Annotated in this window: 18 protein-coding genes and 2 riboswitches; of the genes, 12 read left to right on the top strand and 6 right to left on the bottom strand. The window is 69.4% G+C overall.

Annotated elements, in window-relative coordinates:
• Positions 1 to 12: 12 nt before the first annotated feature.
• From PL79_RS20625 to PL79_RS20600, 6 genes are all read left to right on the top strand, one after another.
• A complete protein-coding gene (locus PL79_RS20625) occupies positions 13 to 1389 on the top strand; it encodes a lysine N(6)-hydroxylase/L-ornithine N(5)-oxygenase family protein (RefSeq protein ID WP_044843574.1) in 1377 nt (458 codons plus the stop codon).
• A 46-nt stretch (positions 1390 to 1435) separates the two neighbouring features.
• The gene (locus tag PL79_RS20620; RefSeq protein ID WP_044843573.1) at positions 1436 to 3700 is read left to right on the top strand and encodes a TonB-dependent siderophore receptor; all 2265 of its coding nucleotides are present in this window, start codon (positions 1436 to 1438) and stop codon (positions 3698 to 3700) included.
• A gap of 85 nt (positions 3701 to 3785) precedes the next feature.
• Positions 3786 to 4625: a formyltransferase family protein gene (locus PL79_RS20615; RefSeq protein ID WP_044843572.1), complete on the top strand. Its 840-nt coding sequence runs from the start codon at positions 3786 to 3788 to the stop codon at positions 4623 to 4625.
• Complete coding sequence (locus PL79_RS20610) at positions 4625 to 5641, top strand: GNAT family N-acetyltransferase (protein ID WP_044843571.1); 1017 nt, start codon at positions 4625 to 4627, stop codon at positions 5639 to 5641. Before PL79_RS20615 ends, PL79_RS20610 begins: the two co-directional genes overlap by 1 nt.
• A gap of 309 nt (positions 5642 to 5950) precedes the next feature.
• Positions 5951 to 6217: a type II toxin-antitoxin system VapB family antitoxin gene (gene vapB / locus PL79_RS20605; RefSeq protein ID WP_044843570.1), complete on the top strand. Its 267-nt coding sequence runs from the start codon at positions 5951 to 5953 to the stop codon at positions 6215 to 6217.
• Complete coding sequence (locus PL79_RS20600) at positions 6214 to 6636, top strand: PIN domain-containing protein (protein WP_082088439.1); 423 nt, start codon at positions 6214 to 6216, stop codon at positions 6634 to 6636. Before vapB ends, PL79_RS20600 begins: the two co-directional genes overlap by 4 nt.
• Positions 6637 to 6678: 42 nt before the next feature.
• Here the strand turns inward: PL79_RS20600 and PL79_RS20595 are convergent, their stop codons facing one another.
• Together PL79_RS20595 and PL79_RS20590 are read right to left on the bottom strand one after the other, a co-directional pair.
• Complete coding sequence (locus PL79_RS20595; RefSeq protein ID WP_044843569.1) at positions 6679 to 7584, bottom strand: nucleotidyl transferase AbiEii/AbiGii toxin family protein; 906 nt, start codon at positions 7582 to 7584, stop codon at positions 6679 to 6681.
• Positions 7553 to 8623, bottom strand: coding sequence for a type IV toxin-antitoxin system AbiEi family antitoxin (locus PL79_RS20590; protein WP_044843568.1), 1071 nt, complete (start codon positions 8621 to 8623; stop codon positions 7553 to 7555). The genes PL79_RS20595 and PL79_RS20590 overlap by 32 nt, the downstream gene beginning before the upstream one ends.
• Before the next feature lie 355 nt (positions 8624 to 8978).
• Here PL79_RS20590 and PL79_RS20585 point away from each other — a divergent pair, with 355 nt between their 5' ends.
• Entirely contained in the window at positions 8979 to 10142 is a 1164-nt protein-coding gene (locus PL79_RS20585; protein ID WP_044843567.1) for a M20 aminoacylase family protein, read from the top strand.
• Between the two features lie 248 nt (positions 10143 to 10390).
• A complete protein-coding gene (bamE, locus tag PL79_RS20580) occupies positions 10391 to 10930 on the top strand; it encodes an outer membrane protein assembly factor BamE domain-containing protein (RefSeq protein WP_044843627.1) in 540 nt (179 codons plus the stop codon).
• Positions 10931 to 10964: 34 nt separating this feature from the next.
• Here bamE and PL79_RS20575 read toward each other — a convergent pair whose 3' ends face one another.
• From PL79_RS20575 to cobA, 4 genes are all read right to left on the bottom strand, one after another.
• Entirely contained in the window at positions 10965 to 12269 is a 1305-nt protein-coding gene (locus tag PL79_RS20575; protein WP_044843566.1) for a cobyrinate a,c-diamide synthase, read from the bottom strand.
• A 3-nt stretch (positions 12270 to 12272) separates the two neighbouring features.
• Positions 12273 to 12875 carry a cob(I)yrinic acid a,c-diamide adenosyltransferase gene (gene cobO, locus PL79_RS20570; protein ID WP_044843565.1) on the bottom strand — a complete coding sequence of 201 codons (603 nt, stop codon included), beginning with the start codon at positions 12873 to 12875 and terminating at the stop codon, positions 12273 to 12275.
• Between the two features lie 164 nt (positions 12876 to 13039).
• Positions 13040 to 13177, bottom strand: a complete 138-nt coding sequence (locus tag PL79_RS36200; protein WP_193759859.1) for a hypothetical protein — start codon at positions 13175 to 13177, stop codon at positions 13040 to 13042.
• A gap of 71 nt (positions 13178 to 13248) precedes the next feature.
• Positions 13249 to 14058, bottom strand: a complete 810-nt coding sequence (cobA, locus tag PL79_RS20565) for a uroporphyrinogen-III C-methyltransferase (RefSeq protein WP_415750591.1) — start codon at positions 14056 to 14058, stop codon at positions 13249 to 13251.
• Positions 14059 to 14168: 110 nt separating this feature from the next.
• A riboswitch (cobalamin riboswitch) is annotated at positions 14169 to 14405 on the bottom strand.
• Positions 14406 to 14535: 130 nt separating this feature from the next.
• Positions 14536 to 14798: riboswitch (cobalamin riboswitch) on the top strand.
• Between the two features lie 185 nt (positions 14799 to 14983).
• On the opposite strand from cobA, the gene PL79_RS20560 reads away from it, so the two are divergent.
• Genes PL79_RS20560 through PL79_RS20545 form a run of 4 tightly spaced genes read left to right on the top strand, consistent with a single transcriptional unit; the run spans position 14984 to position 22069 of the window.
• Positions 14984 to 16042, top strand: coding sequence for a HoxN/HupN/NixA family nickel/cobalt transporter (locus tag PL79_RS20560; protein WP_044843562.1), 1059 nt, complete (start codon positions 14984 to 14986; stop codon positions 16040 to 16042).
• A 25-nt stretch (positions 16043 to 16067) separates the two neighbouring features.
• On the top strand, positions 16068 to 17165 hold the full coding sequence (gene cobW, locus PL79_RS20555) for a cobalamin biosynthesis protein CobW (RefSeq protein WP_044843561.1): 1098 nt from the start codon (positions 16068 to 16070) through the stop codon (positions 17163 to 17165).
• Positions 17166 to 17171: 6 nt separating this feature from the next.
• Complete coding sequence (gene cobN / locus PL79_RS20550; protein WP_044843560.1) at positions 17172 to 20984, top strand: cobaltochelatase subunit CobN; 3813 nt, start codon at positions 17172 to 17174, stop codon at positions 20982 to 20984.
• Positions 20981 to 22069, top strand: a complete 1089-nt coding sequence (locus PL79_RS20545) for an ATP-binding protein (protein ID WP_044843559.1) — start codon at positions 20981 to 20983, stop codon at positions 22067 to 22069. The genes cobN and PL79_RS20545 overlap by 4 nt, the downstream gene beginning before the upstream one ends.
• Positions 22070 to 22080 lie beyond the last annotated feature (11 nt).

Here is a 22080-nt window from a genome sequence, read left to right as displayed (position 1 = left end):
GAGCTGAGAGACATGCAGAGAGAAACCGTATTCGACCTGATCGGCGTCGGCTTCGGGCCGTCGAACCTGGCGCTGGCCGTGCGCCTCGCGGAACGCCGCGGCACGCGTCCGTTCGCGCATTGCTTCGTCGAACGCCAGCCGGAATTCGGCTGGCACCGTGGCATGCTGCTCGACGACTGCCGGATGCAGATTTCGTTTCTGAAGGATCTCGTCACGATGCGCGATCCGAAGAGCCGCTACACGTTCATCAACTATCTGTTCGAACGCGGCCGGCTGAACGAATTCGTCAACCTGAAGAACTTCTATCCGACCCGCGTCGAATTCCACGACTACCTGAGCTGGGTCGCCGACGCGTTCGACGAGCACGTCCACTACAGCGAAACCGTCACGGCGATCGAGCCCGTTCACGGCGACGGCGCGCGCGTCGATGCGCTGCGCGTGTTGTCGCGCGATGCGGCCGGCCGTGAACGCCAGCGCGTGACGCGTGCGCTGTCGGTCGGCGTCGGCGGCACGCCGGCGGTGCCGGACGCGTTCGCCGCGCTCGGCCGCGACCGCGTGATCCATTCGTCATCCTACCTGACCGACATCGACCGGCTGGTCGCGTCGCCGGACGGCGAGCGTCGTCGCGTCGCGGTAATCGGCGCGGGGCAGAGCGCGGCCGAGGTGTTCATCGACCTCGCGCGCCGCTTCCCGCACGTCGACGCGAGCCTCGTGATGCGCGCGGGCGCACTGAAACCGGCCGACGACAGCCCGTTCGTCAACGAGATCTTCAGCCCGGCGTTCACCGACGTCGTCTACGCGCAGCCGCACGACGCGCGCCGCGCGCTGCTCGAGCGCTATCGCGACACCAACTACGCGGTGGTCGACCGGCCGCTGATCGAGCAGATCTACGAAATGCTGTACCTGCAGCGCATCGACGGCACGCCGCGTCACGCGCTGCGCGCGAACAGCGCGATCGAGGCCGCGGTGCGCACCGCCGACGGCCGCATCGAGCTGACGCTGCGCGACCGGATGAACGGCGCGACGCACGGCGAACGCTTCGACGCGCTGGTGCTGGCGACCGGCTACCGGCGCGACACGCATTCGGCGCTGCTCGAAGGACTCGCGCCGCACCTGGGCGATGCGCTCACGCGCGGCGACGTCACGCGCGACTACCTGCTCGCGACGCCCGAGCACTTCGCGCCGCGCATCTACCTGCAAGGTTGCTGCGAAGACAGCCACGGCCTGTCCGACACGCTGCTGTCGGTCCTCGCGCGTCGTGCGGACGAGATCTGTGCGTCGCTCGAGGAAGGGATCGCACCCGGCCATGACGACGGCGACGTCCGGGCGCTGCATGAACAACGACACCAAAACGGGGCGAGCGCGGGCCGCATGGCTTTCGCTCTTTGACAAAGGCGCGGTCGGAGACCGCATCAAGAAAGTGGAGCAGAGAAAGATGGAGTGGGCAACAGGCACGCGTGTGCGTGCGATCGCAGCCGCGGCGAGCGTGGCGTTCGGGATGGCGGCAGGGCATGCATACGCCCAGACGGCGCCGGCCGTGAACGCAGGTGCCGCGGCGTCGGCCGGCAGTGCGCAGAACGGTACGGCGGCTAGTGCGGCGGCAAGCACGTCGACCGGCGTGCAGAATGGCCCGACGACCGGCACGCTGCCGGCGATCAACGTCAACGCGGGCTCGCAAGGCGACGGCACGGTCGGGCTCGTCGCGAAGCGCAGCCGGACCGGCACCAAGACCGATACGTCGATCAACGAAATCCCGCAGACGATCAACGTCGTCACCGCGCAGCAGATCGAGATGACCGGCGCGACCGACGTGAACGCGGCGCTGCGCTACGTGCCGGGTTTCTCGTCGTACGGCTCGGACAACCGTTCCGACTGGTACGCGGCGCTGCGCGGCTTCACGCCGACCGCGTACGTGAACGGCCTGCAGGTGCCGAACACGCTGAACCTGTCGAGCTGGCGCGTCGATCCGTACATGATCGACAGCATCACCGTGCTGCGCGGGCCGACGTCGGTGCTGTACGGCGCCGGCGACCCGGGCGCGATCATCGACGTGCAGACCAAGACGGCCGACGGCGAGCGCGTGCGCGAAGCCGGCGTGCAGTTCGGCAACTATGCGCGCAAGCAGTTCATGATCGATGTCGGCGACAAGCTCGATGCGGACGGCAAGTATGCGTACCGGTTCGTCGGCGTCGCGCGCGACGGCAACGCGCTGACCGGCCCGAACAACGACCAGCGCGTCGCGCTCGCGCCGTCGTTCCGCTGGCGTCCGGACGCGGACACGTCGCTGACGCTGTCCGCCACCTACCTGCAGGACTGGGGCGACATCTCGTCGAACTTCCTGCCGGCGCAAGGCACGGTGCTGCCGAACCCGAACGGGCAGCTCGACAAGGACGTCTACGGCGGCGATCCGAATTTCAACTACTACCGCAAGAAGCAGTGGTCGCTCGGCTACCAGTTCGAGCGGAATCTGAATTCGATGTGGACGTTCCGCCAGAACGTGCGCTGGATGCACCTGTCGCTCGACAACGGCTCGGTGTTCGGCGCGGGCTTCGCGGACGGCAGCCTGACCGACATCAACCGCTGGGCCGGCGTGTTCCAGACGAACTACAGCCGCTTCGACATCGACAACAACCTGCAGGGCCGCTTCGGCACGGGGCCGCTCGAGCACACGCTGCTGCTCGGCTTCCAGTACAACCGGCAGACCGCGACCGACAGCGAATGGCTGGCCGCCGCGCCGACGCTGAACATCTACAACCCGGTCTACACGCCCGTCACGCTGTCCGTGTTCTCGCCGCCGAACACCACGTACCGCACCAACACGTACACGACGATGAACACGTTCGGGCTGTACGTGCAGGACCAGGTCAAGTGGAACCGCTGGACGCTGACGCTCGGCGGCCGCGAGGACTGGGTCAACCAGCGGATGGACGACCGCGAGGGCGGCACGCAGTCGAAGGCCGACATCAGCGCGTTCACCGGCCGCGTGGGCCTCACCTACCAGGGCGACTACGGGCTGTCGCCGTACGTCAGCTACGCGACGTCGTTCAACCCGCTGATCGGCGTGAACCTGTACGGCGGCGGCCTGCCGCAGCCGACCCGCGGCAAGCAGATCGAGGCCGGCCTGCGCTGGCAGCCGCCCGGCAAGAACCTGATGCTGAGCGCGGCGATCTACCAGATCAACCAGACCAACGTGCTCACGTCGACGCCGCTCAATCTCGATTCGTCCGGCACGACGTCGGTCCAGACGGGCGAAGTGCGCTCGCGCGGGATCGAGCTGAACGCGACCGGCAAGCTCACGCGCAACCTGTCGCTGATCGCGTCCTACGTCTACCAGGACGTGAAGAACGTGAAGGCGAACGACGCATCGCTGAACAACTGGCCGGTCGACATTCCGCGACCGCGCCAGATGGCGTCGCTGTGGGCCGACTGGACGTGGCACACGGGGCCGCTCACGGGCTTCGGCCTGGGCGGCGGCGTGCGTTACCAGAGCGCGTCGGCCGGTGCGGCCGACAATTCGCTGACGGTCGCGAGCTACACGCTGTTCGACGCGGGCGTGCACTACGACACGCGCAACTGGCGCTTCGCCGTGAACGGGACGAATCTGTTCAACCGCCACTACATCAGCGGTTGCCAGTCGACGAGCGTCTGCATTTTCGGGACCGACCGCACGGTGCTCGCCACCGCGAAATACAACTGGTGACGCGCGCGCCGCGGCGCGCCGGCCGGCCTTCGGGCCGGCGCGGGCGGGCCGCGGCGCCGTCGTCCGTTTTTTCCACGACGCTTCCATGCCGAAGAAAAATCTCGTCTACATCCAGTCGCTGCGCAACGGCGCGGCCGATCGCGCCGGCCAGCCGGTCGCCTACCGGGGCGGCACGCGCTACATGAAGGCGCCGCTCGAATTCCTCGTCGAACGCCTGAACGACTCGCCGCTCGGCGAACGCTATGCGCTCAAGGGCGTGATCGTCGACGACGACGCAGGCTCGCCGGCCGACCGCGCGAAGGTCGCCGACTACGGCTTCGCGCGCACGCCGGGCCGCCCGTGGATCCTGCCCGACGGGCTGACGGTGCAGGGCCGGCCGGTCGACGAACTGTTCTGCACGATTGCATCGACGTACCGCCGGCTGCCGCGCGACGCGCGCGAGCGCGTGACGGGCAAGCAGGCGTTCGAGCGCCGCCTGCTCGAACGCCTGCTCGAACTCGACGCCGACGTGGTCGTGCTCGACGGGCTGCTCGTGATCCTCGACGAGCTCGTGCGTCCCGGCGCGCGCTTTCACCGCCGCATCGCAAACATCCATCCCGGCATTACGGCCGACGCTTCGCCGTACCAGCGGCGCGGTGCGTGGGCGACGCTCGACGCGCTGCACGGCGCGCGCGGCGAACGGGTCGACTGGGCGAGCGGCGCGACCTCGCGCGTCGAACCGGTGACGATGACGGGCGCCTCGTTCCACTACGTCGACAACGGCATCGATTCCGGCGAGGTGATCTGCGACGTGCTCGACACGCCGATCGCGCCGGACGACACGATTCTCGAACTGCGCTGGAACAACTTCCAGCGCAGCCTGTTTCCGGCGCTCGAGCAGGGGCTGCACATCCTCGCCGACCGCCACGACGCGGGAGCACTGTGATGGAAGACACGCTGACGAAACCGGCCAACGCGGCAGACGCGGTCGAAGGCGAGGTGGCCGCGGCACTCGACGGCGCCGCGCACGGGCAGGAGCCGCCCGCCGTCGAGCGCACGCTCGACGCGTGGCGGCCCAGCGATCCGCCGGCGGCGCTGCTCGCGGAATTCGTCGCGCTGTTCAACACGGACACGCGGCACGACGCGGCGACGGTGTCGGTGCCGCTCGGCGGCGCCGATCCGGGGGCCGTTGCATCGTACGTCGCGCGCGCGGTGCGCGAAGGCGTGATCGACGGCGCGCGGATCGCGGGCGACCGGCTGCGCGTCACCGCATCGCGCGCGACGTTCTGGCAGAACCCGCAGCCGTGGCTGAAGGCCCCCGCGTCGGGCGGGATGCCGCTGCGCTACACGATCACGAACGGCCACCGGCACCCGGTGCGGCCGCCGTCGCCGGCCGGCGAGATCTATGCGCGCTACATGCCGCAGGTCGGGATGACGTTCAGCCTGCGCACCGTCGACATCGCTGCACATGCGCAGCTGTTCAGCGACTGGATGAACCTCGATCGCGTCGCGCATTTCTGGGATCAGCGCGGCACGCTCGACGAGCACGCCGCGTATCTCGCGGAGCGGCTCGCCGATCCGCACATGCATCCGATGATCGGCTATTTCGACGACACGCCGTTCGGCTATTTCGAGTTCTACTGGGCGAAGGAGGACCGCCTCGCGCCGTTCTACGACGCGCACGACTACGATCGCGGGCTGCACCTGCTGATCGGCGACTCGCGCTTCCAGAGCGCGGGCAAGCTGCATGCATGGTGGAGCGGGGTGCTGCACTACATGTTCGTCGACGAACCGCGCACGCAGCGGCTCGTCGGCGAGCCGCGCGTCGATCACGTGCGGCATATCGCGTACATGCACCGGCTCGGGTTCCATACGTTGAAGGAGTTCGATTTCCCGCACAAGCGCGCGGCGCTTACCGTGATGGAGCGCGAAACATTCTTCGACACTTTCCGGTTGCCGTGACGGGGACGGGGGCGCGAAGTGTCGAGGCGTCGATTCGTCGAAACGTCGATACGTCGATACGTCGATACGTCGATTCGCAAGCATCGACGTTTCGCGCGGCTTGCAGGGGGCGCGCATCGGCCGTTCGGGATATGGATCGGGTGGGCGGCATGAGGAAGAATGGTCGCTCCCTCATCGCAGACAGGTCGTGACGACATGGCAAGCACACCCGCGACAGCATCAGGCGCGATCCCGCATCAGCGCCGCCCGATATTGACATATGCCAGCATATGCCTAGAATGGGTGCATCGTACTCCATTGGAGTGGCTCATGCGCACCGTTTCCATTTTCAAGAACGCCCGTAACCAGGCAATCCGCATCCCGAAGGACATGGAATTCGAGGGGGTGACGGAACTCGAGATCCGCCGCGAGGGCGACACGCTGCTGCTGCGGCCGGTGCGGCCGACGTGGCTGTCGCTCGCGAGTGAACCGCTGGCCGATGCCGACTTCCTCGTCGAGCGCCCGGCCGTCGTCGAATCCGGCCGTTTCGACTTGTCCGGCGCCGATGACGCCGCACCGACGGAGTCGGGCCGGTGACCACGCTCTACATGCTCGATACGAACATCTGTTCGTTCATCATGCGCGAGCGACCGTCCGTGGTGTTGTCCCGGCTGCAGTCGTGCGTCAATGCGCAGCACCGGATCGTCGTGTCGGCGATTACCTATGCGGAAATGCGGTTCGGCGCGGTCGGCAGAAAGGCATCGCCGAAGCATGCGGAACTCGTGACGGCCTTTGTCGCTCGGCTGGACGGCGTGCTGTCGTGGGATACCGCGGCGGTCGATGCAACGGCGGCGATTCGCGCCGACCTCGCCGCGCGCGGCACACCGATCGGCGCAAACGATGCGTCGATCGCCGGTCACGCGATCGCGGCCGGTGCCGTGCTCGTCACGAACAATCGTCGCGAGTTCGGCCGCGTCGCGGGGTTGTCGCTCGAAGACTGGGCGGCCTCGGCCTGAGGTCGTGAATGCGCGATGGCGTGGCGCCCGCGCGGTCGCACGTCACGCGCGAGGAACAGGCGGATCCGCGAGGAAGGCGCTGCGGAACGCGTCGAGATACCGGTCGGCGTCCGCGCTAAATTCCCCCGGCAGCAGCGCGAACGCGCGGGCCTGCAGATCCTGCCCGAGCGTCGCGTAGATTGCTTCGTCGGACAACAGCGCGCGGATCGCATCGTACGTCGGCGGCGAAGCAATCCGCTGCGCATCGCGCGCCAGCAGCGCAGCCGCCGCCACCTCAGGCTGGAAACCGTGCTGCTCGAGCAGGTCGGGCGCCACGTCCCAGATGCGCTCGCGATTGCCTGCGTCGTGGAAATGCGTGAGCAGGAACAACAGGTCGTACGCGTCGCTGTTCTGGCGCGCGCGCCGGTCCTTCCACGCGAGCAACTTCAACAGCGCAAGGGCCGGCAGGCTCGCCACCGGCACCGCGACGTCGGCCGCGATCGACACGACCAGCGCCGTATCGATCGCCTCCTGAAAGCCCAGCACGTTCAACACGAAATCGCCGCCAGGCGGCCACGCGATTTCGCCGGGCGGCGTTTCGAGCGGCCCGAACGGCACGAGATCGAGTTCCGTGCGAAAGCCTTGAGTCCCGCTGTCGAACAGCAGTTTCTGCTGATGCTTCGGCGCACGCGCGAATCGCCCGGTCGCGACGAGCGCGTCGACGAGCCGTTCGTGAAACGGCCAGCTCACCGCGCACACCGCGACGTCGACGTCCCGCGTCGCCCGCACCGGGCGGATGCCGTGGACATGCCACATCAGGATGTCGCGCGCGGTCGCACCCGCGACGACGAATGCCGCGTCGAGCTGCGCGCAGGCCGCGCGGACCGCCTGCAGCAGCGCGACCGCCGCCAGCTCGAGCGGCCGGCGCGCGTCGACTTCAAGCGGGCGGGCGGGCGAGGTATCGGTCATGGATGTGTTCGGCGGCGGCGAGATTGCGACTGTCCCCGGACGAGACGAGATCCGCGTAGATCAGCAGCGGCGGCACGAGCGGCACGTCCTGCTCGCGCCAGTCGAGTGCCGGCGACGGCGGCCAGAAGGCTTCGAGCAGCTCGACGTCGCCACGCTCGTCCGGGCGCAGGCGTGCCTGGAGCAGCAGGCGGTTCGACACGGCGCCACGCGTATAGACGGTGATCGCGGCCGGCTTCAGGTCGTGCGTCAGCAAGTCGGCCGCGGGTTCGCCGCCCAGCCGCGCGTCGAATGCCGCGAAATCGAAGCCGCGCCACCAGTCGGGCGCGAGCGCGGCAAACCGCCGGGCGGGCAGTTTCGCGCGCAGGCGGCTCGGATACAGCGCGACCCATTCCTGCATGAAGCGCGGCCAGTCGGGCATCAGCCGTTCGCCGTTGCGCCGCTGCGCGAGAAGGCCGCGCGCGAGCAGGTCGTCCATCGCGAGATTGACCGTGCCGAGCGCGACGCCCGACGCGGCAGCGATCGCCCGGTACGGTTGCGCGACGAGGCCCGGCTGCGTCGCGAGCGCGAACATCACGGCCAGCCCCTTGGGCGTCGTCGCGCGCGATGCCTGCCGGCGCGGCGTGCGGGCGGGTTTCGGCCGGCCGGAAATCATCACGGTCGCTTCCGGCTGGATCAGGCACGCATTGCCGGCCGTATCGAGAAACGGGATGCCTTGATCGGTCAGGCGGGCGGCCAGCTCGACCGATACGTACGGCGCAACCAGCATCAGCGGCCGCTCGCCGGGCCATGGGGCGCCGCCGCGCCGGCGCAGCGCCGCGCGTGCGTCCTGCACCGATTCGACCCCGACGCTCACCGCCGCCGGCATCTCGAAGGCCTGCCCGGCAATGGCGAAACGGATCATCGCGTCGGCATGCGCGTCATAGGCGGCCGGCACGCGCACGGGCCGCGCACGGAAGCGCCGGGTCGCGCGTTCGAACGCGGCGCAGGCTTCGTCGAGCACGTGCTGTTCCGCTATCGGCAGGGTGGCGTTCTCGGGCATCGGGGTGGATCGCTTGTTCACTTTTCTGCCAGCGTACACAAAAAATGTACAACCGTCAAAAAATGAACAAGAACGCTCAACCCTTTGATGGGACGGGATTATTCCGGAATGACGAACGGAACTCAACGTGCACTCCCACCCGAGAAATCAAGACGAACTCGCAGTGTCCCGCATCCCGATGCGTGGCCGGCAGTCGCCCGAATGGCCGGTTTCCTCCCGCCGTGCGATTCGTCTTGTGCCGGAGGATAGACCGGCAACTCAAGGTTGTCTCAGCGACGACTTTCTGTCTGTCCGGTTGCCGTTCAACCGACTATCCTTGCCTGCACACTCCCCACGGAACCCAGGAGACGACACCGTGACGCACAGCGTGATCCCCGCAGGCCTCGCCGACGAAATGATCGAGATCCGGCACCGCATTCATGCCCACCCCGAACTGGGCTTCGAGGAATTCGCGACAAGCGATCTCGTCGCCGGGCAGTTGCAGGCGTGGGGCTACACGGTGCAGCGCGGGCTCGGCGGCACGGGCGTCGTCGCGCAGCTGAAGGTGGGCAATGGCACGCAGCGCCTCGGCCTGCGTGCCGACATGGATGCGCTGCCGATCCACGAGTCGACCGGTCTGCCGTACCAGAGCACGATCCCCGGCAAGATGCACGCGTGCGGGCACGACGGCCACACGGCGATGCTGCTCGCGGCCGCGAAGCACCTGGCGCGCGAGCGCCGCTTTTCCGGCACGCTGAACCTGATTTTCCAGCCGGCCGAGGAAGGGCTCGGCGGCGCGAAGAAAATGCTCGACGACGGGCTGTTCGAGCAGTTCCCGTGCGACGCGATCTTCGCGATGCACAACATGCCGGGCTTCCCGACGGGCAAGTTCGGCTTCCTGCCGGGGCCGTTCATGGCGTCGTCCGATACTGTGACCATCGACGTGCAGGGGCGCGGTGGCCACGGTGCGGTGCCGCACAAGGCGATCGACCCGGTCGTCGTGTGCGCGCAGATCGTCATCGCGCTGCAGACGATCGTCTCGCGCAACGTATCGCCGCTCGACATGGCGATCGTCACGGTCGGTGCGATCCACGCGGGCGAGGCGCCGAACGTGATTCCCGACCGCGCGCAGATGCGCCTGTCCGTGCGCGCGCTGAAGCCCGAGGTGCGCGACCTGCTCGAGACACGCATCAAGGAAGTCGTTCATGCGCAGGCGGCCGTGTTCGGCGCGACCGCGTCGATCGACTACCAGCGTCGCTACCCGGTGCTCGTCAACGATACGGAGATGACCGCGTTCGCACGCGGCGTCGCGCGCGGGTGGGTCGGCGAAGCGAACCTGATCGACGGGATGGTGCCGCTCACCGGCAGCGAGGATTTCGCGTTCCTGCTCGAGAAGCGGCCGGGCTGCTACCTGATCATCGGCAACGGCGACGGGGAGGGCGGCTGCATGGTGCACAACCCCGGCTACGACTTCAACGACGCGGCGCTGCCGATCGGCGCATCGTACTGGGTCAAGCTGGCGGAGACCTTCCTGGTGTGACGCCGCGGCGCATCGACGTGGGCACCGCCGCCCGGTGCGCGCCCGCGCGGCCATGACACCGGCCGCGCGGGACGCATTGGAAACGCGCCAAAGGCGCTACACAAGAGCTACCGCAAACCCTCGCCCAGGCTCCTGTTCCATTGGAAAGCGCTCACGGGAATTTGACGCTCCTTGACATCGACGGCACGGGCCGCGTGCTACGCTGCGCGCGACGCCGGATCGGCTCGATGAATACAGGTGTGGACGACATGCGAAAACAGTTTCTGACCGTGCTGGCGGCTTGCGCGGTCGGCGTTCTGGCGGCCGGATGCGACGACCAGAAGGTGGCTGACGCGGTGAACGCGATCAAGCCCGATCCGATGGCGTTCGGCAATCTGCAGCCGGGCGTCTCGACGACCGAGGACGTGCTGCGCCAGGCGGGCAAGCCCGAGATGGTCCGGCAGGGCGACGACGGCTCGCAGCGTTTCGAGTATCCGCGCGGCCCGTACGGCACGAGCACGTACATGCTCGATTTCGGGCCCGACGGCCGGCTCGTGTCGATCACGCAGGCGCTGACGGCGGCGAACATCGCGAAGGTCGTGCCGGGGATGTCGAAGGACGACGTACGGCAACTGCTCGGCAAGCCGACCGAGGTCGCGCAATACGCGTTGAGCCATGAGGAAGTGTGGAGCTGGCACTGGGCCGAGGGCGGCGTATCGGGCGACGCGATGTTCAACGCGCATTTCTCCCCCGACGGCACCGTGATCCGGACTTCGCGCTCGGAAGCGCCGGGCCGAGAAAAACCCTGACCGCGCGGCCGCGCGGTGTCCCAGGATATTTTCGTCAGAATGCCGTGCCGCCGAACAGTGCGGCCGCCATCTCCGGATTCGACGGCCAGTACATGTGCATGTAGGTCGCGACGATCGGGCCCGCGCGATAAACGGCTTCGCCGCTTCCGGGCGCGCCGTCGGGCCGCGCCGCCGTCGCCGCCGGCGCCAGCGGCGTATCGAGCCGCGAATAATGAAACGTATGACCGCGCATCGGCCCGGTGCGCGTGTCCAGCTGCTGCATCCCGAGCGCCGCGAACCGGCGCTGCATCGTCGCATGGCCTGACAACAGTCCGAGCATCGGCGTCGTCGCGCCGTCCACGTCGGTCAGCGATTCGCACAGATACACCATCCCCCCGCATTCCGCGACGATCGGCAGGCCGGCCGCCGCATGCGCGCGAATCGTCCGCGCGGTCACGGCATTCGCCGCGAGCGTCGCCGCATGCAGCTCCGGATAGCCGCCCGGCAGGAACAGCGCGTCGCAATCGTCGGGCACGGGTTCGTCCGCAAGCGGCGAAAAGAACCGCAGCTGCGCACCGAGCGCGTCGAGCAGCGCGAGATTGGCCGGATAGATGAACGAGAACGCGGCATCGCGCGCGATCGCGATCCGCTTGCCGGCGAGCGCGCGCGGCAGCGCGGCAGCGGCGTCCGGTTCCGCGAACGCGACGGCCGGCGGCAATTCGGCGAGCGCCGTCTGCGCGAGCACGTCGGCCGCACGCTCGAGCCGCGCGTCGAGATCGTCGATGTCGGCCGGCTGGTGCAGGCCGAGATGCCGTTCCGGCAGCGCGATGCCCGCATCGGCCGGCACGTGCCCGAGCCAGCGCAAGTCGTCCGGCAGCGCCTGCCGCAGCAGTTCCGCGTGTCGCGGCGACCCGACACGATTGCCCAGCACGCCGTGAAACGGCACCTCCGGCCGGAACCGCGCGAGCCCGAACGCGATCGCCGCGAACGTCTGCGCCATCGACTTCGCGGCAATCACCGCGACGACCGGCACGCCGAACGCGACCGCGAGATCGGCGCTGCTCGGCGTGCCGTCGAACAACCCCATCACGCCTTCGATCAGGATCAGGTCCGCGTCGCGCGCCGCATCGGCGAGCAGCGCGCGGCAGCCGGCTTCGCCGACCATGCCGAGGTCGAGCGCGTGCACGGGCGCCCCGCTCGCGCGTTCGAGCAGCATCGGATCGAGAAAATCCGGCCCGGTCTTGAACACGCGCACGCGCCGGCCGAGCCGCCGGTGCAGCCGCGCGAGGCCGGCCGTCACCGACGTCTTGCCCTGGCCGGACGCGGGCGCGCTGACGAACAGCGCGGGGCAGGCCGGCATCGCTCAGAACTCCACGCCGGGCTGCGCCTTCACGCCTTGCTCCTTGTACGGATGCTTGACGAGCCGCATTTCGGTGACGAGGTCGGCCGCGTCGATCAGCGCATCGGGCGCATGCCGCCCGGTGACGACGACGTGCACCGATTCCGGGCGCGCGACGAGCGTCGCGAGCACTTCGTCGAGCGGCAGGTATTCGTACTTCAGCACGGTGTTCAGCTCGTCGAGGATCACCATCCGGTACTCGCCGCTTTCGATCATCCGGCGCGCCTCGTCCCAGCCCTTGCGCGCGGTCGCGATGTCGGCGTCGCGGTTCTGCGTGTTCCACGTATAGCCGTCGCCCATCGTCACGAAGTCGCATTGCGCGACCGCGCCGAGGAAGTCGCGCTCGGACGTGTGCAGCGCGCCCTTGATGAACTGCACGACGCCGAGCCGCATGCCATGGCCGAGCACGCGCACGGCCATGCCGAACGCGGCCGTGCTCTTGCCCTTGCCGTTGCCGGTATTGACGATCAGCAGGCCCTTTTCCTGGGTAGCGGCAGCCTGCTTCTTTTCATGGCCGGCGCGGCGGCGTTCGGTCATCCGCTGATGGGATTCGGCATCGGTCTTCATCGGGAATCGTCCTGTCGAAAGCGACACAAAGCAGCGGGGCCGGCGAGCGCGACGTCACGCCGTCCCGATGGATTTGGGGCCGAGCAGCCGCATCGGGCGCCGCGAGCGCGCGCCGGCTCGGCCACAGCCCGCACGCCGAAACGCGGAAGCGCGGCAGCACGGGCCTAAGGCGGTTCGGCCCGCGCGAGCTGCGCCGCGTCGAACGCGAGACGGCAGCGCGGCGTGCGCAGGCGTGCGCAGCGGCGGCACGCGGCCTTGTCGGCGAGCGTCGCGACGCGGCGTTCGGCGCGGGTACGCGCCACGCCGCGCGGTCGCGGCATCGAGTTGCGCGGCCGTCACGCCCGCGCGGAAACCGACGCCGAGCCGACGCGCATCATGCGCGGCCGCCGAGCGCCGCGCGCACCGCCGGATCGTCGGCGAGCGCCGCGACGCGGCCGATCACGACGATCGCGGGCGAGCCGATACCGGCGGCGCCGATGCGTTCGACGACCGTGTCGAGTGTCGCGAGCGCGTGCCGCTGCCCGTCGCGCGTCGCGTTCTCGATCGCCGCGCACGGCATGTCGCCGGGCACGCCGCCGTCACGCAGCGCGGCCACGATCGTGTCGAGCCGGCGTATGCCCATGTAGATCACGATCGTCATCCGCGTCGCGGCCAGCGCGCGCCAGTCGGGCTCGTCGGCGCCCGCGCCGTGGCCCGTGACGAAGATCACGCCCTGCGCGTCGCCGCGATGCGTGACCGGAATGCCGAGCGCGGCCGGGGCCGCGATACCGGCCGTGATGCCGTTTACGACCTCGACCGGGAAACCCGCCGCACCGAGCGCGAGCAGCTCCTCGCCGCCGCGGCCGAACACGAACGGATCGCCGCCCTTGAGCCGCGCGACGCTGCGGCCCGCGCGCAGGTGCGCGAGCATCGCGGCGACGATCGTTTCCTGCGGCGTCGACGCGTGGCCGCCGCGCTTGCCGACGTGCTCGATGCGCGCGTCGGCGCGCGCATGGCGCAATACATCGGGGTTCACGAGATCGTCGACGAGCAGCACGTCGGCCGCGGCGATCGCGCGCACGGCCTTCAGCGTCAGCAGATCGGCGTCGCCGGGGCCGGCGCCGACGAGCCAGGCGCGGCTCATCGGACGCGGCACGGCGCACACCGTGTCGTGGCAGTGGAAAGGGGACAGCGAGCGGCGCATCGGCGGCCGGCGGACAGGCAAGGCATGACGGATCGGGCGAAGCCCGCGCGAACGCGGGCGGAAAGCGCACCCCATCCGTCCCCCGCGGATCGGGCGTTCGGCGAGCAGCGGGCTCGCCCCTTGCGTCGGCCGGTATCCGGGCTGGCCGCTTGCCAGGCCGCAGCCTTCCCGCCCGCTGAAGGGCAGTGGCATCGCGGGCGGCCTGGGCGCGTGCGGGGGGAACCGCGGCGCGCGGGCGGCGTACCGTTGCGGGGACAGCACAGGCCGGGCGGACTTCCGCCTCCTGTTTCCCGTTTAACTGCGTGCGCGGAATGCGCATGCGAGCACCGAACGCGGCGCATACGATAGCACAGCGGTCGGCCCGCGCGAACCCGCCGCGCGGGCGCCGCAAGCGCCCCCGGCGCGATGCCGCCGCCACGCCGGACGCGCCGCGGCGGGCCGTTCCGCCTTTACCTTGACGCTCCCCGCACCGCCGCCTACACTCGCACGCGTTTCGGTGCTCGCGCGCGCTCCTCCGGCGCGCGCAGTTAAACGGGAAACAGGGAGCCTGCCTGCGCCGCAGTCGGGCCAACCTGTGCTGCCCCCGCAACGGTAAGCGAACGCGTCGCGCCCAGCGCGATGCAGCGCCGCTTCGCCGCATGCCTGCCGCATGCGGACGACCGCCACTGGATGCCGCGCATCCGGGAAGGCGAAGCGGCGTGTTCGTCAGCCCGGATACCGGCCGAGACGTTGGGGTTCAGCGCCGCGGGGAGGCGGCGCATCGTCCACGGCCGCAGTTCGCCGGACGCCCGGGCGTTGCCCTTCCTTCGCCGATCCGTCAGCCGCTGCACGCGTGCGGGCCGGGGCGAAGAACGGTCAGCTCCGCGGGCAGGCCGACGACGGCCGTGTTGGCATTCATCATGTCGACCGTTCGCAAAGGAGCATCATGCTCGACTCGTTCTTCCGCCTGTTCAACGACAGCCCGTCCGGGCTGCGCGGCAAAATCGTCGCGATCTATTCATTGCTCGTCGCATTCAACGTCGGCGCGTGGATCTGGGCCTTCATCGCGTTTCGCGACCAGCCCGTGCTGCTGGGTACCGCGCTGCTCGCCTACGTGTTCGGGCTGCGCCACGCGGTCGACGCCGATCATATCGCCGCGATCGACAACGTCACGCGCAAGCTGATGCAGGAGGGCCGCAGCCCGCTCGGCGCGGGCCTGTTCTTCTCGCTCGGCCATTCGACGGTGGTGATCGTGATGTCGGTCGCGGTCGCGCTGACCGCGGCGTCGCTCGCGCGCTTCGAGAGCATGAAGACCTGGGGCGGCGTGATCAGCACGAGCGTGTCGGCGTTCTTCCTGCTGGTGCTCGCGGCCGCGAACCTGCTGATCCTGATCTCCGTGTACCGGACGTTTCGCGCGGCCCGCCGCGGCGAGCCGATCGTCGACGCCGACCTCGACATGCTGATGAACCAGCGCGGCGTGCTGGCCCGCCTGTTCCGGCCGTTGTTCCGCCTCGTGTCGCGCAGCTGGCACCTGTATCCGGTCGGCTTCCTGTTCGGCTTCGGCTTTGATACCGCGACCGAGATCGCGCTGTTCGGCATTTCGGCCACGCAGGTGCAGGGCGGCCTGTCGTTCTGGTCGGTGATGGTGCTGCCGGTGCTGTTCACCGCGGGCATGACGCTCGTCGACACGACCGACGGCATCCTGATGATGGGCGCGTACCGCTGGGCGTACGTGCGGCCGATCCGCAAGATCTACTACAACATGACGATCACGTTCGTGTCGGTGCTGGTTGCCGCGTTGATCGGCGGCATCGAGGTGCTCGCGCTGCTCGCGGACAAACTCTCGCTGCAGGGCCCGGTATGGGATTTCGCGACGATGGTCGCATCGCATTTCGGCATGCTCGGCTACGTCGTGATCGGCCTGTTCGTCGCGTGCTGGATCGTATCGGCCGCGATCTACCGCCTCAAACGCTACGACGAGATCGACGTGACGCTCTCGGCCTGACTCCCTTTTAGACACAGGACCCACCATGACCCTACGCAAGCTTCCCGTCACGATCGTCACGGGCTTTCTCGGCAGCGGCAAGACCACGCTGATGCGCCACATCCTGCAGCATGCAGAAGGCCGCCGCATCGCGGTGATCGTCAACGAATTCGGCGAGCTCGGCATCGACGGCGAAATCCTCAAGGGCTGCGGGATCGGCTGCGAGGATGCAGACGGCGCAGAAGGCGCCCGCAGCGAAGCGTCGGGCCAGCTGTACGAACTCGCGAACGGCTGCCTGTGCTGCACCGTGCAAGAGGAGTTCTATCCGGTGATGGAAGCGCTCGTCGAGCGCCGCGCCGACATCGATCACGTGCTGATCGAGACGTCGGGCCTCGCGCTGCCGAAGCCGCTCGTGCAGGCCTTCAACTGGCCGACCATCCGCAACAGCTTCACGGTCGACGCGGTCGTGACCGTCGTCGACGGGCCGGCCGCCGCGAGCGGCCAGTTCGCCGAGAACCCGCAGGCCGTCGACGCGCAGCGCCGCGCCGATCCGAACCTCGACCACGAATCGCCACTGCATGAACTGTTCGCCGACCAGCTGTCGTCCGCCGATCTCGTGATCGTGAACAAGGCCGACCTCGTCGCCGACGCGCAGTTCGCCGCGGTCGAAGCCGCGATTCGCGAGGAGATCCCGCCGCAGGTGAAGATCGTGCGCGCGACGCGCGGCGAGCTCGACCTCGCGATGTTGCTCGGCCTCGAATCGGCATCGGAGGAAACGATCCACCTGCGGCACGACCATCACGGCTCGGCCGACGACGGCGATCACGACCATCACCACGACGAATTCGATTCGGTGGTGGTGTCGGGCGACGCGGGCTCGCGCGAGGCGACGATCGCCGCGCTGCAGCGTGTCGTCGAGACGCACACGATCTACCGCGCGAAAGGCTTCGCGGCGCTGCCCGATGCGCCGATGCGGCTCGTGATCCAGGGCGTCGGCCGTCGCTTCGACAGCTATTTCGACCGTCGCTGGCAGGACGGCGAGCCGCGTGCGAGCCGCTTCGTGCTGATCGGCGAGGATCTCGACGCGGCCGCGCTGCAGCGCGCGTTCGACGTCGCGTGCGCGGCCGAGCCGCAACAGGCGTAACGCACGATGCATCTGCTGCGCACCACGCCGGGCGGCTTCGTCGACGATACGCAGGGTGTCGTCCGGATCGACCAGCAGCCGGCCGACATCGTGATCCTGAGCTCGGCCGACACGACGCTGTCGCTGCTGGCCAGCGTCGTGCCGAGGCTGCCGGCCGGCTTTCCGAGCGTGCGGCTCGCGAACGTCACGTTCCTGCGGCAGCCGGCGTCGGTCGATTTCTATGTCGATGACGTGCTGCGTCACGCGAAGACGGTCGTGATCGATCATCTGGGCGGCGAAGCGTACTGGCCGTACGGGATCGAACAGGCCGTGTCGCTCGCGTCGAAACGCAGGCAGCAGCTCGCGATGTTCTCGGGCGACCTGCAGGAAGATCCGAACCTCGTCGCGAAGAGCACGGTCGCACCGGACCTGTGCCGGTTGTGGTGGCGCTATCTGCGCGAAGGCGGGATGCACAACGCCGAAGCGTTGCTGCGCAGCATCGCGTTCCATACGCTCGGGGTCGGCGACGAACCCGAGCTGCCGCGCCCGCTGCCGGCCGCCGCGCTGTATCACCCGGCGCGCGACCCGGCGAGCGTCGACGACTGGCGTCCGCGCTGGACGCCCGGCGCGCCCGTCGTCGCGATCCTGTTCTATCGCGCGCACTGGCAGGCCGCGAACACCGCCGTGTTCGACGCGCTGGCCGATGCGCTCGTGCGCGAAGGGCTCAATCCGCTGCCGATCACCGTCACGTCATTGAAGGATGCCGTAAGCCGCGAGGTCATCACGCGGCTGTGCGACACGCACGGTGTCGCGCTCGTGCTGAACACCACGGCCTTCGCGGCCGGCGCGATCGACAGCCCCGAGCCCGACGTGCTCGCCGGCGACGCGCCGGTGCTGCAGGTGATCCTGTCCGGCGGCAACCGCGACGCGTGGGTGGCCGACAACCAGGGCCTGCATGCGCGCGACATCGCGATGCACATCGCGTTGCCCGAGGTCGACGGGCGCATCGTCACCCGCGCGGTGAGCTTCAAGGGGCTGGCATATCGTTGTCCGCACACCGAAGTCGACGTCGTGCGCTACCAGCCGGACGCCGAGCGGATCGCGTTCGTCGCGGCGCTCGCGCGCGGCTGGTGCCGGCTGCGCACGCTCGACCCTGCCGACAAGCGCATCGCGCTGATCCTCGCGAACTATCCGCAAAGCGAAGGGCGGATCGGCAACGGCGTCGGGCTCGACACGCCGGCGTCCGCGCTGCGCGTGCTGGCGGCGCTGCGCGACGCGGGCTATAGCGTGGCCGACCTGCCGGCCGACGGCGACGCGCTGATCGCGCGGCTCACCGAAGGCGTGACCAACGACCCGGCCGTGCGCGCATTGCGCCCGGCGTTCCAGAGTTTCGCGCTGGCCGATTATGTCGCGCATTTCGCGCGGCTGCCGGCCGCCGTGCGCGACGCGCTGAACGCACGCTGGGGCCCGCCCGAAGCCGATCCGACGCTGCGGCAGGGGCGCTTCACGATCGCCGGTTGGCGCGCGGGCAACGTGTTCGTCGGCATCCAGCCGTCGCGTTCGCGCGGCGAGAACGACTATGCGAGCTACCACGACGCGGATCTCGTGCCGCCGCACGCGTACCTCGCGTTCTATTTCTGGCTGCGCGATGCGTTCGGCATCGACGCGGTCATCCACCTCGGCAAGCACGGCAACCTCGAATGGCTGCCGGGCAAGAGCGTCGCGCTGTCCGACGCGTGCTGGCCCGACCTGACGCTCGGGCCGCTGCCGCACCTGTATCCGTTCATCGTCAACGATCCGGGCGAGGGCAGCCAGGCGAAGCGCCGCGCGCAGGCGGTGATCATCGATCACCTGATGCCGCCGCTCACGCGCGCGGAAAACTACGGCCCGCTGCAGGATCTCGAACGGCAGGTCGACGAATACTACGAGGCGCTGATGGTCGATGCGCGGCGCGCGAAGCTGCTGCGCAAGACGATCCTCGCGACGATCGCCGAACACCGGCTGCACGACGAACTGAGCGTGTCGCCGCCGCGCGATGCGGGCGACGAAGATGCGCTGCTGACGCGCGTCGACGCGTGGCTGTGCGAATTGAAGGAAGCGCAGATTCGCGACGGGCTGCATGTGTTCGGCGCGTCGCCGGCCGACCGGCAGCGCCGCGACACGCTGCTCGCGCTCGCGCGCTTTCCGGTCGGCGACGGCAAGGGCGAACGTGCGGGGCTGATCGGCGCGCTCGCGCGCGATCTCGCGCTCGGCGACGATTTCGATCCGCTCGCGGCCGACTGGGCCGCGCCGTGGACGGGCCCGCGGCCGGCCGTGCTGCAGGCGCTCGACACATCGCCGTGGCGCCATGCGGGCGACACGCGCGAGCGGCTCGAACGGCTCGCGCAGCAGTGGCTCGACGGCGTGTGCGCGGCCGGCACGTCCGGCGCTTCCGGGATCGGCACGACGCCGCCCGGCGACTGGCCGCACACGCTCGCCGTCATCGAACGTGTGCGCGCGGCGCTGATGCCCGCGCTCGACGCGTGCGGCGGCGAGGAACTGCGCCAGCTGCTGCGCGGGCTCGACGGCCGCTTCGTGCCGCCGGGGCCGAGCGGCTCGCCGTCGCGTGGCCGCCCCGACGTGCTGCCGACGGGCCGCAACTTCTATTCGGTCGATACGCGCGCGGTGCCGACGCAGGCCGCGTGGTCGCTCGGGCTGAAATCCGCGCAGCAGCTGATCGAACGTCATCTGCAGGATCACGGCGACTATCCGCGCGCGATCGGGCTGTCGGTCTGGGGGACGGCCACGATGCGCACCGGCGGCGACGACATCGCGCAGGCGTTCGCGCTCCTCGGCGTGCGGCCGAAATGGGCGCACGGCAGCCATCGCGTGACCGACTTCGAGATCCTGCCGATCGAGATCTTCGACCGGCCGCGCATCGATGTGACGCTGCGCGTGTCCGGCTTCTTCCGCGACGCGTTCCCGAACCTGATGCACCTGTTCGACGCCGCCGTGCAGGCCGTTGCCGCGCTCGACGAGCCGGAGGCTCTGAACCCGATCCGTGCGCGCGTCGAGCGCGAACGCGCAACGTGGATCGAGCGGGGCGTGGCGCCGGACGAAGCGCGACGCCGTGCCGGCTGGCGCGTGTTCGGCGCACGGCCGGGCAGCTACGGCGCCGGCCTGCAGGACCTGATCGACCAGCGCCGCTGGCAGAGCGACGCCGATCTCGCCGATGCGTACCGCCAGTGGGGCGGCCACGCATACGCGCAGAACAGCGCGGGCGAGTCCGCGCCCGACGTGTTCGGCGAGCGGCTCGCGACGATCGACGTGGTCGTGCAGAACCAGGACAGCCGCGAACACGACATCCTCGATTCGAACGACTACTACCAGTTCCAGGGCGGGATGACGGCGGCCGTGCGGCACCTGTCCGGGCAGCAGCCGAGCATCTATCACGGCGACCATGCGAACCCGGCCGCGCCGAAGATGCGCACGCTGCGCGAGGAGATCGCGCGCGTGATCCGCTCGCGCGTCGTCAATCCGAAATGGCTCGACGGCGTGAAGCGCCATGGCTACAAGGGCGCGGCCGAAATGGCCGCGACCGTCGACTACCTGTACGGCTATGACGCGACCGCGCGCGTGTTGTCGGATCACCAGTACGCGCTCGTCGCCGACGCGTACCTGTTCGACGACGACACGCGCGCGTTCCTCGAACGCCACAACCCGAAGGCGCTGCACGGCATCTGCGAACGCTTCGTCGAAGCGATGCAGCGCGGGCTGTGGCAGCAGCCGGGCGACTATCGCGAGCGGATCGAAGCGGTCTGGCTCGACAGCGAACAACTTCAGGAAGGAGGACGGCGATGACCGATCCGACGACGCAGCACGCACGCGCGGTATTCCCGTTCGCGGCGCTGGTCGCGCAGCAACCGCTGCAGCAGGCGCTGCTGCTCGCGGCGATCGACCCGTCGCTCGGCGGCGTGCTCGTCAGCGGGCCGCGCGGCACCGCGAAATCGACCGCCGCACGCGCGCTCGCCGAACTGCTGCCCGAAGGGGCATTCGTCACGCTGCCGCTGTCGGCGAGCGACGAGCAGGTCACGGGCACGCTCGATCTCGCGCATGCGCTCGCCGAAAACGGCGTGCGCTTCCGGCCGGGCCTGCTCGCGCGCGCGCATCGCGGCGTGCTGTACGTCGACGAGGTGAACCTGCTCGCCGACGGGCTCGTCGATACGCTGCTCGACGTCGCCGCGAGCGGCGTGAACGTGGTCGAGCGCGATGGCGTGTCGCATGCGCACGACGCGCGCTTCGTGCTGGTCGGCACGATGAACCCCGAGGAAGGCGAACTGCGCCCGCAATTGCTCGACCGCTTCGGGCTGATGGTCGAACTCGCGAACTGCTTCGACGCCGCGCAGCGCGAGCAGATCGTGAAGGCGCGCCTCGCGTTCGATCTCGATCCGGATGCGTTTCGCGCACGTCACGCGACTGCACAGCGCGACCTCCGCGACCGCATCCACGCGGCGCGGGCAAAGTTGTCGACGCTGGATTTCGACGATGTGGTTCACGCGCGCGTCAGCGCGCTGTGCATCGACGCGGCCGTCGACGGCCTGCGCGCCGACCTCGTGATGCTGCGCGCCGCGCGCGCGCTCGCGGCGCTGGAACAGGCCGACGCGGTGACGGTGTCCCATGTCGAACGCGTGGCCGACGCGGTGCTGCGGCATCGGCGTCATGCGGGTGCGCCGCCGTCGTCGGGCGCATCGCAGTCGAATGCAGAGGGCGGCGGCGACCACGACGACCCTGCGCCGCCGGACCTGCACCGGCAGCCCGATCATCGACCGGGCGCGGCACGCAACGATGCAACGGCGTCGCAAGGCGACTGGGGCTACCTGCCGCCCGAGCCTGCTGGACTGCGCGACGTGAAAGGCGTGGTGCCGCTGCCGCTAAAAAAACGCTGAGCCATCGAGCC

The organism is Burkholderia sp. USMB20 (assembly GCF_000949135.2).
In the GTDB taxonomy this organism is placed as follows: domain Bacteria; phylum Pseudomonadota; class Gammaproteobacteria; order Burkholderiales; family Burkholderiaceae; genus Burkholderia.
Note: the sequence above shows the minus strand (reverse complement) of the source record. Positions and strands in the feature narration are given on the sequence as shown.

Excerpts from the sequence above, each read along its gene's own strand:
- PL79_RS20545 (WP_044843559.1), top strand. The coding sequence starts at position 20,981 with ATGACCGATCCGACGACGCAGCACGCACGCGCGGTATTCCCGTTCGCG.
- PL79_RS20595 (WP_044843569.1), bottom strand. The coding sequence starts at position 7,584 with ATGACCGATACCTCGCCCGCCCGCCCGCTTGAAGTCGACGCGCGCCGG.
- cobN (WP_044843560.1), top strand. The coding sequence starts at position 17,172 with ATGCATCTGCTGCGCACCACGCCGGGCGGCTTCGTCGACGATACGCAG.
- PL79_RS20620 (WP_044843573.1), top strand. The coding sequence starts at position 1,436 with ATGGAGTGGGCAACAGGCACGCGTGTGCGTGCGATCGCAGCCGCGGCG.
- cobA (WP_415750591.1), bottom strand. The coding sequence starts at position 14,058 with ATGCGCCGCTCGCTGTCCCCTTTCCACTGCCACGACACGGTGTGCGCC.
- PL79_RS20590 (WP_044843568.1), bottom strand. The coding sequence starts at position 8,623 with ATGCCCGAGAACGCCACCCTGCCGATAGCGGAACAGCACGTGCTCGAC.
- PL79_RS20615 (WP_044843572.1), top strand. The coding sequence starts at position 3,786 with ATGCCGAAGAAAAATCTCGTCTACATCCAGTCGCTGCGCAACGGCGCG.
- PL79_RS20610 (WP_044843571.1), top strand. The coding sequence starts at position 4,625 with ATGGAAGACACGCTGACGAAACCGGCCAACGCGGCAGACGCGGTCGAA.
- PL79_RS20625 (WP_044843574.1), top strand. The coding sequence starts at position 13 with ATGCAGAGAGAAACCGTATTCGACCTGATCGGCGTCGGCTTCGGGCCG.
- cobO (WP_044843565.1), bottom strand. The coding sequence starts at position 12,875 with ATGAAGACCGATGCCGAATCCCATCAGCGGATGACCGAACGCCGCCGC.
- PL79_RS20575 (WP_044843566.1), bottom strand. The coding sequence starts at position 12,269 with ATGCCGGCCTGCCCCGCGCTGTTCGTCAGCGCGCCCGCGTCCGGCCAG.
- vapB (WP_044843570.1), top strand. The coding sequence starts at position 5,951 with ATGCGCACCGTTTCCATTTTCAAGAACGCCCGTAACCAGGCAATCCGC.
- bamE (WP_044843627.1), top strand. The coding sequence starts at position 10,391 with ATGCGAAAACAGTTTCTGACCGTGCTGGCGGCTTGCGCGGTCGGCGTT.
- PL79_RS20560 (WP_044843562.1), top strand. The coding sequence starts at position 14,984 with ATGCTCGACTCGTTCTTCCGCCTGTTCAACGACAGCCCGTCCGGGCTG.
- cobW (WP_044843561.1), top strand. The coding sequence starts at position 16,068 with ATGACCCTACGCAAGCTTCCCGTCACGATCGTCACGGGCTTTCTCGGC.